The organism is Arthrobacter sp. CJL-S3, assembly GCF_056711635.1.
Map to the genome: position 1 here is coordinate 1 of NZ_JBWXYY010000002.1, position 15,785 is coordinate 15,785.

The 15,785-nt window shown below is 64.2% G+C and carries 19 protein-coding genes; 9 read left to right on the plus strand and 10 right to left on the minus strand.

Features of this window, described 5'->3' with window-relative positions; all coding sequences use genetic code 11:
* Positions 1-924: a ParA family protein gene (locus AC06G6_RS20230; protein ID WP_479828910.1), complete on the plus strand. Its 924-nt coding sequence runs from the start codon at positions 1-3 to the stop codon at positions 922-924.
* Positions 921-1,304, plus strand: coding sequence for a ParB family protein (locus AC06G6_RS20235; protein WP_479828912.1), 384 nt, complete (start codon positions 921-923; stop codon positions 1,302-1,304). The genes AC06G6_RS20230 and AC06G6_RS20235 overlap by 4 nt, the downstream gene beginning before the upstream one ends.
* 213 nt (positions 1,305-1,517) lie before the next feature.
* Here AC06G6_RS20235 and AC06G6_RS20240 read toward each other — a convergent pair whose 3' ends face one another.
* Together AC06G6_RS20240 and AC06G6_RS20245 are read right to left on the minus strand one after the other, a co-directional pair.
* Complete coding sequence (locus tag AC06G6_RS20240) at positions 1,518-1,841, minus strand: hypothetical protein (RefSeq protein ID WP_479828913.1); 324 nt, start codon at positions 1,839-1,841, stop codon at positions 1,518-1,520.
* A complete protein-coding gene (locus AC06G6_RS20245) occupies positions 1,842-1,976 on the minus strand; it encodes a hypothetical protein (RefSeq protein WP_479828914.1) in 135 nt (44 codons plus the stop codon).
* 836 nt (positions 1,977-2,812) lie between these two features.
* Between AC06G6_RS20245 and AC06G6_RS20250 the strand changes: the two genes are divergently transcribed.
* Positions 2,813-3,529, plus strand: coding sequence for an SOS response-associated peptidase (locus AC06G6_RS20250; protein ID WP_479828915.1), 717 nt, complete (start codon positions 2,813-2,815; stop codon positions 3,527-3,529).
* A gap of 29 nt (positions 3,530-3,558) precedes the next feature.
* On the opposite strand, the gene AC06G6_RS20255 is transcribed toward AC06G6_RS20250, so the two are convergent.
* The 5 genes from AC06G6_RS20255 to AC06G6_RS20275 are packed head-to-tail and all read right to left on the minus strand — an operon-like array spanning position 3,559 to position 5,046.
* Positions 3,559-3,705, minus strand: a complete 147-nt coding sequence (locus AC06G6_RS20255) for a hypothetical protein (protein ID WP_479828916.1) — start codon at positions 3,703-3,705, stop codon at positions 3,559-3,561.
* Positions 3,706-3,728: 23 nt separating this feature from the next.
* Positions 3,729-4,001 (minus strand): hypothetical protein, encoded by a 273-nt coding sequence (locus AC06G6_RS20260; RefSeq protein WP_479828917.1) that lies wholly within the window; start codon positions 3,999-4,001, stop codon positions 3,729-3,731.
* 43 nt (positions 4,002-4,044) lie between these two features.
* Positions 4,045-4,419: a hypothetical protein gene (locus AC06G6_RS20265; RefSeq protein WP_479828918.1), complete on the minus strand. Its 375-nt coding sequence runs from the start codon at positions 4,417-4,419 to the stop codon at positions 4,045-4,047.
* Between the two features lie 5 nt (positions 4,420-4,424).
* Entirely contained in the window at positions 4,425-4,733 is a 309-nt protein-coding gene (locus tag AC06G6_RS20270) for a hypothetical protein (RefSeq protein ID WP_479828920.1), read from the minus strand.
* On the minus strand, positions 4,714-5,046 hold the full coding sequence (locus AC06G6_RS20275; protein WP_479828921.1) for a hypothetical protein: 333 nt from the start codon (positions 5,044-5,046) through the stop codon (positions 4,714-4,716). Before AC06G6_RS20275 ends, AC06G6_RS20270 begins: the two co-directional genes overlap by 20 nt.
* 353 nt (positions 5,047-5,399) lie before the next feature.
* Here AC06G6_RS20275 and AC06G6_RS20280 point away from each other — a divergent pair, with 353 nt between their 5' ends.
* The gene (locus AC06G6_RS20280) at positions 5,400-5,666 is read left to right on the plus strand and encodes a hypothetical protein (protein WP_479828922.1); all 267 of its coding nucleotides are present in this window, start codon (positions 5,400-5,402) and stop codon (positions 5,664-5,666) included.
* Here the strand turns inward: AC06G6_RS20280 and AC06G6_RS20285 are convergent.
* Positions 5,663-5,857, minus strand: a complete 195-nt coding sequence (locus AC06G6_RS20285) for a hypothetical protein (protein ID WP_479828923.1) — start codon at positions 5,855-5,857, stop codon at positions 5,663-5,665. The genes AC06G6_RS20280 and AC06G6_RS20285 overlap by 4 nt on opposite strands.
* An 848-nt stretch (positions 5,858-6,705) precedes the next feature.
* On the opposite strand from AC06G6_RS20285, the gene AC06G6_RS20290 reads away from it, so the two are divergent.
* The 4 genes from AC06G6_RS20290 (at position 6,706) to AC06G6_RS20305 (ending at position 12,264) form a co-directional block, all read left to right on the plus strand.
* The gene (locus AC06G6_RS20290) at positions 6,706-7,938 is read left to right on the plus strand and encodes an IS110 family RNA-guided transposase (protein WP_479828924.1); all 1,233 of its coding nucleotides are present in this window, start codon (positions 6,706-6,708) and stop codon (positions 7,936-7,938) included.
* 201 nt (positions 7,939-8,139) lie between these two features.
* Complete coding sequence (locus tag AC06G6_RS20295; protein ID WP_479828925.1) at positions 8,140-8,568, plus strand: hypothetical protein; 429 nt, start codon at positions 8,140-8,142, stop codon at positions 8,566-8,568.
* A gap of 918 nt (positions 8,569-9,486) precedes the next feature.
* Complete coding sequence (locus AC06G6_RS20300; RefSeq protein ID WP_479828924.1) at positions 9,487-10,719, plus strand: IS110 family RNA-guided transposase; 1,233 nt, start codon at positions 9,487-9,489, stop codon at positions 10,717-10,719.
* 201 nt (positions 10,720-10,920) lie between these two features.
* Positions 10,921-12,264, plus strand: coding sequence for a ParB/RepB/Spo0J family partition protein (locus AC06G6_RS20305; protein ID WP_479828926.1), 1,344 nt, complete (start codon positions 10,921-10,923; stop codon positions 12,262-12,264).
* A gap of 253 nt (positions 12,265-12,517) precedes the next feature.
* On the opposite strand, the gene AC06G6_RS20310 is transcribed toward AC06G6_RS20305, so the two are convergent.
* Positions 12,518-13,843, minus strand: a complete 1,326-nt coding sequence (locus AC06G6_RS20310) for an ISL3-like element ISPfr2 family transposase (protein WP_479828927.1) — start codon at positions 13,841-13,843, stop codon at positions 12,518-12,520.
* Positions 13,844-13,950: 107 nt separating this feature from the next.
* Positions 13,951-14,262 (minus strand): putative quinol monooxygenase, encoded by a 312-nt coding sequence (locus tag AC06G6_RS20315; RefSeq protein ID WP_033107114.1) that lies wholly within the window; start codon positions 14,260-14,262, stop codon positions 13,951-13,953.
* A 107-nt stretch (positions 14,263-14,369) separates the two neighbouring features.
* On the opposite strand from AC06G6_RS20315, the gene AC06G6_RS20320 reads away from it, so the two are divergent.
* Positions 14,370-15,311, plus strand: a complete 942-nt coding sequence (locus tag AC06G6_RS20320) for a GlxA family transcriptional regulator (protein ID WP_087136509.1) — start codon at positions 14,370-14,372, stop codon at positions 15,309-15,311.
* Positions 15,312-15,785 lie beyond the last annotated feature (474 nt).

Below are 15,785 nucleotides of genomic sequence, written 5' to 3' on the forward strand. Positions count from 1 at the left end.
ATGACAGCAACAACAGCGTTTGACCGGACAGGCATGGACCGTATCTGCGGCTTCGTCAACGGCAAGGGCGGAGTACTCAAGACGACCCTGACGGCCAATGTAGGTGCTCTGCTCGCAGTGTCCGGGTGGAAAGTCCTGCTCGTAGATATGGACCCGCAGGGAAACCTGGGCCTAGATCTTGGTTACAGACACGGCACCCTGGACGACGACGGCAGCGCCCTTGCTCAAAGCCTGATGTTCGGGACTCGGCTGGCGCCACTCAAAGACATTCGCCCTAATCTAGACGTCGTTCCCGGGGGAGCGGAGCTTGACCAGGCAGCTGCCGGCCTTATCGCGCAAAGCAGTAAAGATGGCAGTAAGGCAAAGCTGGCCCTTGCCCGTTCGCTTGCACCGATCGCGGCCGAATACGACATCATCTTCATCGACTGCCCGCCCGGGAACGAACCCCTGCAGGTTGCAGCCCTCGGAGCGGCCTCGTACGTGGTGGTACCGACCAAGACGGACAAAGCTGGCCGCGAAGGACTCATCGGCGTCGCCAAGCGTCTGGACACGGTCATAGACGTCAACCCGAACCTGGACCTGCTCGGCGTCATCATCACTGCCACATCTTCGACCGCTACCAACGTTCACCGGACGACGCGGGATGCCATTGCAGAGACCTTCGGCACAGATGCCGTGCTATTCAACGGAATGGTGCGGCACGCGGAAGCTCCAGCCCAGGCAGCCCGCGATAGGGGAGTGCTGGTCCATGAGCTTGAAGAGCAGGTCAAGGCTGCCCCCAAATGGTACGAGGTCCTGAAGGGTACAGCCGAAGCCGGTCAGAGCCAGCCTCGGTCGGCCGCCAACGTGGCTGAAGACCTCTACCAGATCACCAATGAACTCGTTGCCCGCCTGGAAGCAGCCGAGGAAAGGAACGCATCATGACTGAAAGCAACCGCAAACCCATCGGCCTGCCGCCCCGTCGGAATGCAGACAACCTCGCCGTGCAGAACCTGATGAAGGCAAACAGGGACTCAGCGACCACCGGCAGCGACTCACCTGCGGCCTCCCCGGCACCGCGTCCTAACCCGCTGCCGGATACCGCCTCGAAACAGATCACGTTCTACATGGCCGCGGATGACCTAAAGCGCGCAAAGGCGGCCTACACCGGAACGAGCGGCCAGGAGATGGACCGGAGCTGGTCCGACTTCATTTCCCGTGCAGTCCTCATGGAAGTGGAACGACGCGAACGCCTCTACAACGAAGGAACCCGTTTCGAAGGTGGGACCCGGAAGCTTGCTCCGGGGCGAAAAATTCAGCTTTGACTGTCTTACTGTCTTTGACAGTAAAGCAGTCAAAACGCCAAGTGAAGAGGTCCAGCACAGAACGCCTCTCGCTTCGCTGATGGTGATTTCTGAAGCGTGCGCGGTCGGCCAAGGGCCGGAGCAACATCTAATTTGCTCCGGCCCTTGATCGAGCTCATATGCCGAGGCACCTAGCTCTCAACGGGCCAGCCGAGAGTGCCCCGTCGTATCGATTTAGCCCTTCAGCAGAGACTCTGGGACGTCCGAGTAGCCGGCCTGGTACCCTCCAAATCCAGCAAATCCTGGGTACCCAGGATAGCCAGCGTATCCGGGGTAGCCGGGGTAGCCGGGGTATCCCCGGTAATGCTGAAAGTCCCGTTTGAGCAGACGGTTCCTCACGGTAGTGCCAAGGTATTTTCCCTCTTTGTCGACGGCATCGCTGTCGCCCCAGGGGAACCAACCGATCCAGTTCCCGGTTTTGTCAAAGAGAAATCGGTCATTTTCGGTCCGGCGAAATGCGACGGGGTTACCCGCGCTGCTGAAGTAAAAAATGGCCATCTATTTGCCCTTGCCTTTTTGCGAGAGGGCACTTGCGGCGGCGGTCTTGGAGGCGGCGCTGGTGCGTCCGTCCCTAAGGACTTTGCTGGCCGCTGCCGCAGCTTTGCTGCTGGTTTGCTTTGTGTTCTTAGCCATGGAATTTTCCCTTGCTTGGTTCGTCTAGGTGGTAGGACCGTCAGCGTCGAGTGACCGCTGACGGTCCTGAACTGCCGGCGCCTAGCGCCTTACAGGGGAGATACGGATGGTCCGCTTAATGCGGATCCGTACTACGCGAGTAGCCACGGCTACTCTCCTTCCCGGGACCACCGAGCACAGGGAATGTTCCGCCAGCGTGGATTGACAGGCGGCAGACTCACTCGTAGTCTGTTGAGACGTTCCGACGAGATGGAAACGACACAAAACATACCTTGGACTTTGACGCAAGCTATTTGCCTGCGAGGAATTGGTCCCTATTTTTTTGTAAAAGAAGCGCATGATCGGTTGCACCCGATCGTGCGCTTCGTCGTTGTTGGTACATCATCTGGATGAACCATCAGGTTTAACACTACATGTAGTGCAAGAGCCCGATGTGGACCCCAACATGATGTATTACAAGTATGTCATTTAATGCACCGGCAGTCCACAGGCGGGGTGCCTCAAAATGTCCGGATTTCCGCCCTTTTGCCGGACGAAATCCACAGGCTGTGGAGTACCTTTGCACAATTAACTCCCCTGCGTGTCGCGCGGGAGACGGCGTGTCGCAAAGCACGTCGGGCGAATATAAAGACCTCATTTGATGGCGCGAGGAAAGAATTCCGGACCGAAACGCCTCACGGCAAGAACGAGGCGGCGACCCGTGGGCAGCCCAATTGCAGGGTCAGTGAAAGGACCTTTCCAAGCGGTGGGTATGGAGGTTGGGGACCGTCTACTGGATCTTCTCCCTCGAGTCCCCGGCAGTGGGACGAGTGGGGCCTGTCAGGCAGAATGGCCTCATGTGCGGCAGATACGTGATGTCCAAGGCGACCGGTGACCTTCTTAGCTACTTCGATGCCGAGGAGGTGGAGGGAAATCCGCCGCCGCCCAGCTGGAACGTGGCGCCCACTCAGGATGTGCCCATCGTGGCTGAACGTCTCGAAGAAGGGAGCATCGAGCGGCATCTGCTGGTGGCCCACTGGGGCCTGGTGCCGTCCTGGGCGAAAGACATCAAGATCGGCAACAAGCTGATCAACGCCCGCAGCGAGACCATCCTGGAGAAGCCGTCTTTCCGAAAAGCTGCTGTGAAGCGCCGGGCTATCGTCCCGGCCGACGGATACTTTGAATGGCAGAAGACCGAAGACGGAAAGAAGATCCCCAATTACCTGTACTCGGAGAACGAGCCCGTACTGGGATTTGCCGGGCTGTACGAATGGTGGGCGGATCCGTCTGTACCCGAAGATGACCCCGCACGGTGGATGCTCAGCTGCACTGTGCTGACCACGACCGCCCAGGACGCCCTGGGGCACGTCCATGACAGATCACCGGTCATCATCCCCACGGACAGATTCGCTGAATGGCTCAACCCGGACCTGACCGACAAGAACGACATCCAGCACCTGCTGGACTCCCTGCCCGAGCCGATCCTGACACCACGGATCGTCAGCACGAGGGTAAACAGCGTCCGGAACAACGGTCCTGAACTCATCGAGCCCGCCGCTTCAGTGGCCGAATAACCTCGGCCACGGCCGGAGACACCTAACCGTTAATGATCTGTGCGGATCACAAGGAGCTTGTGTCCCTCCGGGATTTTTCCGTTGAGGACTTCGCGGGCATCCTCATAGCTTTCGCCTTGGACGCTCACGCGCTCGTAGCTGCCGTCGGGGGCTTGGATCGTGCCGGTAATTTCCACCTGAACATTATGCCGGGCCGAACCTAAAAGCCCTCCAGCGCCTCGACCTCCGCGGCGTCTAGCAGGCCTGCGGCGTCTGCCCCGGTGGCCCGGGCCAGGTCGTCCAGGGACTTGAAGTGGACCCGGGCGAGGGTGATGGCCACCAGTTCGAGGTACGCGGTGCCGTTGCGCTGTTCGAGGTCGTCGAGGTAGTTCCGCATTCGCCCTTCCAGGGCGCCGGGGCCTTCGGATTCTTCGGCGGCGAGCCGCGTCAGCGTCAGAGCTGCCAGGTCCGGGCTGTCGTAGATGAGTCCCATGGACCCACGCCACGCACCCCGCCGGTCGCGTCAAGGGCCGGCCTTAGCGCCAGCGGTAGGCTTCGAGCGCCCGGAGCAGGGGAGTGGGGTCCTTCTTCAAGTGGTCGACCGGGCGGGTCCCCGCCAGAGCTCGGCACGGGGTGATCATCCAGAGGGTGAAGTAGTTGTGCGGGATGTCCAGCTCCATGGCTCTGCTGAAGAGTGCTGTGACGGTTGGCTGGAGCTGGCCGCCGGGGAGGAACTGGAAGCCCGGGCAGAAGGTCCCGTCGTCAATGAAGATGCGGACCAGATGGCGCATGCCCGGTTCCGGGTCTTCCATGAGCTGGGAGAGCCGGCGGTGCACCTGCGCGAGGGTCGGCAGCGTGAACTCGTTCCGGATCGCGGCCCAGGTCTGATCGCTGATCGTCTGAGCGGTCACCGGGCCTAGTCGCTGATGCTTTCCAGCACCCACTGGGTGGAGAGCGGATTCCGGCGCAGCATGAAAGTGCGCAGCGACGAGTTGGATCCCAGACGTACCTGCACTCTCCAATACTCGATGCTCACCAAGTCGCCGCTGCCGACGGCCGCGGTACGCCGGGTGGTCCACCAGGCGTCCCGGGTGAACCAGTGCACCGGATCGGCCGCCACGGCCCAGATCCGGTCGTCAAACCGGACGGCCAGGGGAGTGCCGGCCGGGGTGAACCGGACGTCAACGTCAACGTCCAGAGTTGTTTCATTCGCTACTGCTGTCACGGTTTACGCGCTCTCCCAAGTTCCTGTTCATCATTTCTTCCCGGCGGGTTACCGCCGAACTCCATACCCAGGTCCGGCGGGTCAGCGGCCCGTCGCACCACGTCACTTCGACGGCTTTTGTCGTCCAGGCGTACACCTCGCCGTCCACCAGCTCGGCGCAGTTCGGAAACCTGATCCACGCCTTCACCGGGATCCCGGGGAACCCATTTTTGGACGGGAAGTGCTCGAAATCGAGCTCTTCCATCGTCAGCCCAATCGGGGATGCGCGCCGCGCATACTGCGCCTGCAGCCTGCCCGCCTGATCCGGTCCCATACCACCACTTTAGAATATATGTTCGAATCGACACGCCAAGAAAAAGCGCAATCATGCCGAAGTGCATCTGATGCATGATCACGCAGATCTCATTATGCTTTGCGGCTATGACAGTCAGCGACCCGGGCGCCGTCGCGGGCCTCCGGCGGACGGGTTGAACGCCAGTGGGGACAGCCTGAGCCGTGCGGAGGGCTCCACCTGCCCCCCAATGGGCACAACCCGGACCCACCACCCAAGTTCCGCTCGATTCCACGCAGAAACCGGCCCTGCGCTTGCAGATCGGGCCTGTCGCGCCTGGGGGTGTTGACCGACGATCATGCGTCGGTAGCCCCGAGTGTGACAGCATCTATTGCATGGGCATTTTTGACGGGATCAGACGCGCATTTGGCGACCTCAGCGTGAAGTCCGACAAGGAACTTGGAGAAGAGCGTGAGGCGCTGCGGCAACGTTACGTCTCCCACCCAAAAATCGACAACGAGCTGCAACGGATCGACAACGAGAAGGACCGCTACGACAAAGAGCTGCGGCGTCGTGCAGACGAGGCATACGAGCGCGAGAACCCAAACCCACCAGCGCGCGTGCATCGCGAGCATGGCCGGTACCTACCGAACAAGGACTAGGCGTCTGCTGTAGGGAACTCCCGCAGCGTCGCCGCGGCAGCCCGGACTGCTGCCGGGTCCTCAGTCCAAGGCCGGCCGTTGCGGCCACAGGCATGGAAATTCGTCACGTCTGATGCCTCGGCGGCCATCGTCAGCTCCGCCCACGCGGCTTCGAGTTCCACGAGCTGTTCAGCTGTCAGCGGTTCCAACATCTCTGGATCACCCGCTGCTGGTGTGACGCCCGCAGCTGCCGGGCGTTTCCTGAAAAGACTCCATAAACCCATGTGCTGCCCCCATTGATCGAAATGACCCACCCAGAGGTGCTGCTCGGGGGAGAAGTACCTGCAACCGGCGGGGCTCGTCCACCCTAGCAAGGCCCTGGTTTCCGCTGCGCTCCAACCAGGTTGGGGCGTCCGCTGGCGCGGCCGGCTGTTGGGTCCAGTGTGTGCCGTCGCAGGGCTCCGGCCCGCCCTGGCCCTGTCTGTCTACGACGTCTTTTGGTTGCTGTCCTCCGGATTCTAGGCGTCCGCTCCACCCCGTCTAGCCCCTCCTTCGTCGGGGCCTGCGGTGCAGGAAATGTCCCTCCGGCGCTCCTAATTCGTTGTTAAGCGGCTTCTAGGGGCCAGATGGTTGGTCGCTCCGGGGCCGTCTTGGTGGGGTTCTGCGGTGGAGCCATCGGTGGTGACGCCTTCGGCGCTCTTGGATCTTGAATCCTCGACGCAGAGCGGCGCGTAACGGTGCAGATTAGCGCCGCAGGACCCCTGACCGGCCGGCAGATGCCCTCGGGTTCTGCCGGCCAGGTTCCGCCGCCCGCGTGGCAGCGGAACCACCGACTGCTGGCGTGGTACTTGGTTTCTCATGGTGGCGTGCAGGCTGCGGGATGACCCCTTCTTTCTCCGGGAGCTGTGGAGCTCTTGGTTAGACCGGGGCACCCGAAGTGGACTCGTTTCACGAACGGCTGGTGAGATGGCAGACCTTCGAGTCTTGGAATTAGGGCGCTGCGTGATCCGAACTGGCACACCCCGGGAACAGAACACGCCTTGACTGCGAGGAGTACAGATTGGACCTCTACTGCGGGATCGACTGGGCCGAAGGCCACCATGACATTGCCATCGTCAACAGCGCCGGCGAGCTGCTGGCCAAACGCAGGATCACCGACGACGCTGCAGGTTACCGGGCACTGATGGAGCTGCTCGCCGAACACGGGGACACACCCGAGGACCCTGTCCCGGTGGCGATCGAAACCAGCCATGGCCTCCTCGTTGCGGCTCTTCGCGCTGGCACCCGGAAGATTTACGCGGTCAATCCGCTCTCGGCGGCACGCTACCGCGACAGGCACGGGGTCTCGAAGAAGAAGTCCGATCCGGGGGATGCTCTGGTGCTGGCGAACATCCTTCGCACCGACGCCCATGCACATCGCCCTCTCCCTGCGGATACCGATCAGGCTAGGGCGATCACTGTCCTGGCCCGTGCCCAGCAGGATGCGGTCTGGGCGCGTCAGCAGACCGCCAACCAGCTCCGCTCCGTGCTGCGCCAGTTCTACCCGGCGCTCCTTCAAGCCGGCTCGGTATGGCAGAACGGGATCGCCCGCCCCGAAATCAGGGAACTTCTGCGCATCGCACCCACCCCGGGCGCCGCGGCACGGCTCAGCACCGCCCGGATCGAAGCAGCACTGCGCCGCGCGGGCCGCTCCCGTGGCATCGCCGCCCAGGCCCAGCGAATCAAGCTCATCCTTCGTGGTGACCACGCCCGCCAGCCCCAGGCCGTCGAAGACGCTATGGGCCAGCAGGTTTCCGGGCTTTTGCTCATTCTCGATGCTGCCTGCCAAGCCGTCGACCAGCTCAGCGTCGCGGTCGAGGAGGCCTTCCTGGCCCACCCCGACGCCCAAATCCTGCTCAGCTTCCCTGGGGTTGGCACACAGCTCGGTGCCCGGCTCTTGGCTGAAATCGGAGACGACAGGAACCGCTTCGCAGACGCCCGCGCCCTGAAGGCCTACGCCGGCTCCGCACCAATCACAAGAGCCTCGGGCAAGAAAAAGTTCGTCGGCCGCAGATTCGTCAAGAACGACCGCCTTAGCACCGCCGGGTATATGTGGGCGCTGTCCGCCCTTACCGGATCCCCGGGCGCCAGAGCCCACTACCAGCGCCGCCGCGCAGCTGGCGACTGGCATGCAGCGGCCCAGCGCAACCTCTTCAATCGCTTCCTCGGCCAACTCCACCACTGCCTCAACACCGGCACCCATTTCGATGAAGCTACAGCCTTCACCCTGCGGGCAGCAGACCTCGCCGCTTGACTTCTTAAACACGTGAGATGTCTGCGTCGCTGATTTCCTTGAGGGAATTTCCTCCCCCTTGCCCTGCGGGTAGACAGGGCTCCGTCGGCCGCCGAGCAAGCGAGCTTGCCAGCAACCAAAAAACAACGGGGGGAGAGGGGAAGCTGGCCGGTCACCTGAGCCGCCCCACCCGCCGGAATCCTCTGCAAAAGGAGCAACACCATGAACGCAATAACGACTAAGACGGTGACCACCCAGGACACCGGGGAGACCATCGACGGCGTGACCGTGCTGGGCGATTACCACGAGAACGGTGGCTACGACTGGATGGAACTCATCGGCGAACACGGCTGGGCCGTCATCCCCAGCTGGGGCAGTGACGGCTGGGACCTTGGCAACTGGCCCTACGTCATGGTCGCCGCGACCCGCACCGCGGACAGCATCGGGAACCTGTTCGGCGTCGCCACCTACTGCGAGGGTGACGTGAGCTGCACGTTCTACCGGACCAAGGCCCGCCAATGGGACGCGATCAGCGAACAGGCGTTCTTCCACTGGAGGAACGGACAGGCCCACGGCCCGGACGACCTGCCCGAAGCCGCCGCCGAACTGCCCAGCCGCTACCGGATGCCGTACATGGCCAACGTCGCCTAAACCGGTTTGAGGCCTTGCCGGGCGGGACCACCGCCCGGCAAGGTGCCGCCCTCCTCACCAAAGGACGGCCGGAAGGTTCGGGCGGTCCGCCGCCGGTGGTTGGCTGCCGCTGGTGGTCACCGCCGGCGGACCGCCATTTCGGTGAAGGCCGCCGGTGGAACAGCCAGCGGGCCGGCCAGGCTAATAGCGGGGCCGGCATGGGCGGATCCAGGGGAGACGAAGCCAGAGGCATGCTCGCAGGGCTCGCACCCATTGGGGCGTCCGCTGGCGCGGCCGGCTGTTGGGTCCAGGGTGCGCCGTCGCAGGGCTCCGGCCCGCCCTGGCCCTGTCTTGTCTACGACGTCTTTTGGTTGCTGTCCTTCGGATTCTAGGCGTCCGCTCCACCCCGTCTAGCCCCGATTCCGCAAGCTCCACCGGGGCCTGCGGTGCAGGAAATGTCCCTCCGGCGCTCCTAATTCGTTGTTAAGCGGCTTCTAGGGGCCAGATGGTTGGTCGCTCCGGGGCCGTCTTGGTGGGGTTCTGCGGTGGAGCCATCGGTGGTGACGCCTTCGGCGCTCTTGGATCTTGAATCCTCGACGCAGAGCGGCGCGTAACGGTGCAGATTAGCGCCGCAGGACCCCTGACCGGCCGGCAGATGCCCTCGGGTTCTGCCGGCCAGGTTCCGCCGCCCGCGTGGCAGCGGAACCACCGACTGCTGGCGTGGTACTTGGTTTCTCATGGTGGCGTGCAGGCTGCGGGATGACCCCTTCTTTCTCCGGGAGCTGTGGAGCTCTTGGTTAGACCGGGGCACCCGAAGTGGACTCGTTTCACGAACGGCTGGTGAGATGGCAGACCTTCGAGTCTTGGAATTAGGGCGCTGCGTGATCCGAACTGGCACACCCCGGGAACAGAACACGCCTTGACTGCGAGGAGTACAGATTGGACCTCTACTGCGGGATCGACTGGGCCGAAGGCCACCATGACATTGCCATCGTCAACAGCGCCGGCGAGCTGCTGGCCAAACGCAGGATCACCGACGACGCTGCAGGTTACCGGGCACTGATGGAGCTGCTCGCCGAACACGGGGACACACCCGAGGACCCTGTCCCGGTGGCGATCGAAACCAGCCATGGCCTCCTCGTTGCGGCTCTTCGCGCTGGCACCCGGAAGATTTACGCGGTCAATCCGCTCTCGGCGGCACGCTACCGCGACAGGCACGGGGTCTCGAAGAAGAAGTCCGATCCGGGGGATGCTCTGGTGCTGGCGAACATCCTTCGCACCGACGCCCATGCACATCGCCCTCTCCCTGCGGATACCGATCAGGCTAGGGCGATCACTGTCCTGGCCCGTGCCCAGCAGGATGCGGTCTGGGCGCGTCAGCAGACCGCCAACCAGCTCCGCTCCGTGCTGCGCCAGTTCTACCCGGCGCTCCTTCAAGCCGGCTCGGTATGGCAGAACGGGATCGCCCGCCCCGAAATCAGGGAACTTCTGCGCATCGCACCCACCCCGGGCGCCGCGGCACGGCTCAGCACCGCCCGGATCGAAGCAGCACTGCGCCGCGCGGGCCGCTCCCGTGGCATCGCCGCCCAGGCCCAGCGAATCAAGCTCATCCTTCGTGGTGACCACGCCCGCCAGCCCCAGGCCGTCGAAGACGCTATGGGCCAGCAGGTTTCCGGGCTTTTGCTCATTCTCGATGCTGCCTGCCAAGCCGTCGACCAGCTCAGCGTCGCGGTCGAGGAGGCCTTCCTGGCCCACCCCGACGCCCAAATCCTGCTCAGCTTCCCTGGGGTTGGCACACAGCTCGGTGCCCGGCTCTTGGCTGAAATCGGAGACGACAGGAACCGCTTCGCAGACGCCCGCGCCCTGAAGGCCTACGCCGGCTCCGCACCAATCACAAGAGCCTCGGGCAAGAAAAAGTTCGTCGGCCGCAGATTCGTCAAGAACGACCGCCTTAGCACCGCCGGGTATATGTGGGCGCTGTCCGCCCTTACCGGATCCCCGGGCGCCAGAGCCCACTACCAGCGCCGCCGCGCAGCTGGCGACTGGCATGCAGCGGCCCAGCGCAACCTCTTCAATCGCTTCCTCGGCCAACTCCACCACTGCCTCAACACCGGCACCCATTTCGATGAAGCTACAGCCTTCACCCTGCGGGCAGCAGACCTCGCCGCTTGACTTCTTAAACACGTGAGATGTCTGCGTCGCTGATTTCCTTGAGGGAATTTCCTGCCCCTTGCCCTGCGGGTAGACAGGGCTCCGTCGGCCGCCGAGCAAGCGAGCTTGCCAGCAACCAAAAAACAACGGGGGGAGAGGGGAAGCTGGCCGGTCACCTAAGCCGCCCCACCCACCGAAATCCTCTGCAAAAGGAGCAACACCATGAACACCACACCCACCCTCGAAATGCTCGACCCGGCCACCCTGACCGTGGACATCAACGTCCGCAAAGACGCCGCCCTGACCGCCGATTTCATTGCCAGCATCAAAGAGCACGGCGTGATGGAACCCGTCATCGCCCACCGCAAGGACGACGGCGTTGTGCACGTCCTGATGGGACAGCGCCGCACCCGCGCCGCCGTCGAAGCCGGACGCACCAGCATCCCGGTGATGATCATCGAGTCCCCCGAGGAAGCCGAACGGATCGTGACCCAGGTCGTGGAGAACATCCAGCGCGCCGAACTGACCGAAGCGGACGAGGCCGACGCCTACCACCAGCTGTCCCTGATCGGCGTCTCAGCCGCCGCGATCGCCAAGAAGACCGGGCGCACCAAGACCACCGTAGAAGGTGCGCTGAAAGCCAAGTCCTCGAACGCCGGAGCCGCCGCCCTGGGCAAGGGCTACACCATCGACGAAGCGCTCATCATGGCCGAATTTGAAGGGAACCAGGACGCCACGGAGGAGTTAGAGTCCGTCATCGCGGACGAACCCGATCAGCTCCTGCACGTCGCGCAGATGCTCCGGGACCGCCGCGACCGCGCCGCAGCCCTCGCCGAACTCATCGCCGAGCTCGAGGCGCAGGGCAAGACCATCGTGGAGGACGCCGGGCACTACGCGAACGAAGAGAACCTGTACGTCTCGGCCGCGAAGCGGGCCGACGGGGAACCGGCCACCGACGAGGACGCCAACGCCTACCTGATCAGCACCGACTACCGGGGCCAGCGCAACGCCAACCCGGTCATCACCGGCTGGAAGGACCTGGGCTTCACCCCGAAGTACGAACGCTACGACGGCGGCACCCAGGCCCAGAAAGGCCCGATGACCGAGGAACAGAAAGCCGAGCGGAAGACCCTGATCGCGAATAACCGCGAGATGGAGAGCGCAACGAAGGTCAGGCGCGAATTCGTGAAGACCCTGCTTTCCCGGAAGACCGCGCCGAAGGGCTGGCAGTACTTCACCGTCCACGCCATCACCCACGACCCCGAAACCGCCAGCGGCTACGACGGCAAGGTCGCCACCGAGATGATCGGGGCCAAGACCGGAGAGGACACCGACCGGTGGGGCTGGAACCCGTTGCGGGACCACACCGCCAAGACCACCGCCCGGCCCGAGTTCTCCCTCATCGCCCTGATCTGCGCAGGGTATGAAAAGACCATCCAGAAAGACTCCTGGCGGAGTGCCGAGAAGCGGCACTTCCACTACCTGAACCAGCTCACCATCTGGGGTTACACGGCCAGCGCCGTGGAAAAAATCATCATCGACAAGCACACCACCGACACCGAGTAACCGGACAGTGAACCGGGCGGCTGACCCCAAGGCGGCCGCCCGGCCACCCACCCCGTGAGGGCCAGGAACCTTCCGGAGGTCGGGCGGTCCGCCGCCCAGGGGTATCCACAGCAGCCACTCACCAGCGACGGACCGCCATTAACCGCGACAAGGTGACCCGCAGACTTTCCGCCCGCGGACCAGGAACAACGAGGTCCCCGGCCGTGGCAGCACCACAAACCCTTCAGCTAAGCTGAACCACATATTTCCTGGCTCATCCCAATCGGGGGTGTAGGAGTTGGGGTCCGAAGCCGCCGGTCTCGAGCAGGCTTCGGGCGATGTAGTTGGTCAGGTTGCGGAACCCGAGTGCGGAGCCGCGCAGGTGTTCGAGCCGTCCGTTGAGTGCCTCGGTCGGCCCGTTGCTGGTGCCGGGTCGTTCGAAGTAGGCGAGCACGTCGGCGGCTCGCTTCTTCAGGGTCCGGCCCAGGGTGGTGAGCTCGGTGAGCACCTTGGGGACGCCGGCGCTGAGGTCGGTGATCAGCTTCTCCATGAGCTCGCGGCCACGTTGCCGGTCCTCGTGGCGATAGGCGGCGATCATCCGCTGGTAGACACCCCAGGTCGCCTCGACCTCGACGTGAGCGTCATCAACGAACAGCGCGCGTAGCCTGTCGCTCTGCTTGTCGGTGAGCAGGTCCGAGCCGGTGTGCAGCGTGCGCCGCGACTTGTAGAGCGGATCGTCCCTGAACCCACGGTGCCCGTGGATCGCGAGTTGGACCCGGCGCCGGCACCTGTCGAGGGCGTCACCGGCCAGGCGCACGACGTGGAAGGGATCCATCACCGTGACCGCGTCCGGGATCTCCTCCGCAGCGGCGGTCTTGAACCCGGTGAAGCCGTCCATCGCGACCACCTCGACCGCGTCACGGAAGGCGTCGTCGCGGTCGGCGAGCCAGGCCTTGAACGCCGCCTTCGACCGGCCCTCGACCATGTCCAGCAGCCTTGCTGGGCCGGCGCCATCGCGGACCGGGGTGAGGTCGATGATCACGGTGACGTACTTGTCGCCACGCCTGGTGTGGCGCCAGACGTGCTCATCGACGCCAATCACCTTCACGCCCTCGAACCGCGTGGGGTCGTTGATCAGCAGCCGCTTGCCTTCGGCCAGGACCGCGTTGTTGGCGGTGTCCCACGCGACCCCGAGTCCCTCGGCGACACGGGCGACGGTGAGGTGTGCGACCACGATCCCTTCCAGCGCCCACCGCAGCCCGGTGCGCGAGAGCTTCGCGCGTGGCTCCGCCGCGGCGCTGGTGTCTTGGCGCCACACGTGTCCGCAGTCTGCACAGCGGTAGCGGCGCACTACAACTTCCAGCACGGTCGGTCGCCAGCCCAGCGGCTCGTGGGCCAACCGCCGGATCACGGTGTCACGAGCGGCGCCTTCGCTGCCGCACCGTCGGCACCACTGATCTGGTTCCACCACGCGGCACGCGAGGACCGCACGATCCGGTTCAAGTCGTTGCCCGATCACGCTCAGACCGAGGCCGTCGAGTCGAGCGAAGGCGGTCAGGTCAGGGCGGCCGAAGCCGGGCGGCGGGGTAGCGTCGGGCACGTCGAGGTCTTTCCGATGGATGGCGTAGGAACCTCCATCGTCGGGAGACCTCGACGTCTATCTGCGGACCGACTCGGCGGGGCGCGATCGTCTCGTGCGTTGGCGGACTACGGGAGCTTGGACGCGAGGACGTCGGCCGCCAGGATCTCGGGTGCTGCGCCGAGGAGGTGCTGGTTGGCCATCAGGGCTGCGACGATGGCGCCGTTGGCGTGGGCGTCGCGAGCGGCTTCGTCGGGGAATGCATCGAAGATCCAGAAGGTGTCGGCGTGGGTCCTGACCGCGAACCAGACAATCGTTCCTACTTCTTCGTTGGCGAGTGCGACAGCGCCGGCGAGCAGATCGGCGACCGCGTCGTGCTGTCCATCGGCCGCGACGATCTTGGCGACGAAGGCATACGGAAGTGATGCGGGTGTGGACATGAGGGACTCTCCTTGACGTCGGGGTTCTTCGTGGGACGAGTTCAGCGTATGACGAGCGAGGGCCGGTGGGAAGTGGCGTATACGGCAGTATTGCTATTGTTTACGTCATGCGTATCGGACTGATCGCGATCGACGGCTGCTTCGGTTCGGCTATCGCGTCGATCATCGACATCGTGCGGGTGGCCGACGGAGCCCGCGGCGACGTCGACCCGCGGATCGACCCGATCGAACTCGCCATCCTCGGACCGAAACGGCGAGTGACCACGACGGCATCGATGACCCTGTCGGTGGACCACCCGCTGCCGGAGTCCGGAGAGTTCGACGTGGTCGTCGTCCCTGCGCTTGGAACCCTCACGGCCGCCGCGACCCACGACGCCCTCCAGAGTCGAGATGCTCGTTCGGTCATCGCCTCACTCGGGCGCCTCGACGACGCGACCACCCGGATCGCCGCGGCGTGCACCGGCGTGTTCGCCGTCGCCGAGACAGGACGGATGCATCATCGGCGGGCGACGACCAGCTGGTTCCTGGGGCCGGAGTTCCGGAAGCGCTATCCGACCGTCGCCCTCGATCTCGACACCATGGTCGTGGTCGACGGGAACCTCGTCACCGCCGGCGCCGCCTTCGCCCACATCGACCTCGCGCTCTCACTCGTGCGATCGATCAGCCCCGACCTGGCCCAACATGTCGCCAAGCTCCTCATCATCGACGAGCGCCCGTCGCAGGCGGCTTTCGTCGCCTACGAACATCTCCGGCACGAGGACCCGATCGTCGTCGAGTTCGAACGCTTCGTGCGCGCCCGCCTGGACGAACCGTTCAACGTCGCCTTCGTCGCGCAGTCGCTCGGCACCAGCCGGCGCACCCTCGAACGACGAGTCCGTGCGGCGCTCAACCTCACTCCGCTCGGCTTCGTCCAACGGCTTCGCACCGAACGAGCTCGACACCTCTCAGCAACCACGGACCTCACCTCCGCCGAGATCGCGCTACGGGTCGGCTACGCAAACGCCGAGACTCTGCGCTCCCTCCTGCGCAGGGAGCGACGCCGTTCCTGACCTATCGCCATGCCTGTAGCTTGTGTCCTAGCGCTCGGTTGGAACCACCTCTCAGCACGTCGCGTCGACGCTCCTGCGTCGCCCCTGGACTACCCACTCGACACGCCCGCAGCACAGCCCATGTGACGTGCCCCGGCTTCCCGGACGGTCGGGGTTGGGTGGCTGTGATGTCGCTGCGTTCTCGTCGAGAGGGTCAGCAGACCCGATCAGAGCCGATTGGGATGAGCCGCGAAGGCGGTTAGGTCAGGGCGGCCGAAGCCGGCCGGCGGGGTAGCGTCGGGCACGTCGAGGTCTTTCGGATGGATGGCGTAGGAACCTCCATCGTCGGGAGACCTCGACGTCTATCTGCGGACCGACGCGCCCGGCCGACCTACACCTTCATCTGGGAAGAGCCTATTTCCTTTGCAGAGGGAAACCAGGAAGGGCCGGCATCGCCGGCCCTTCCGCTTGTTGGAACCCAGCCACGCCATGGTT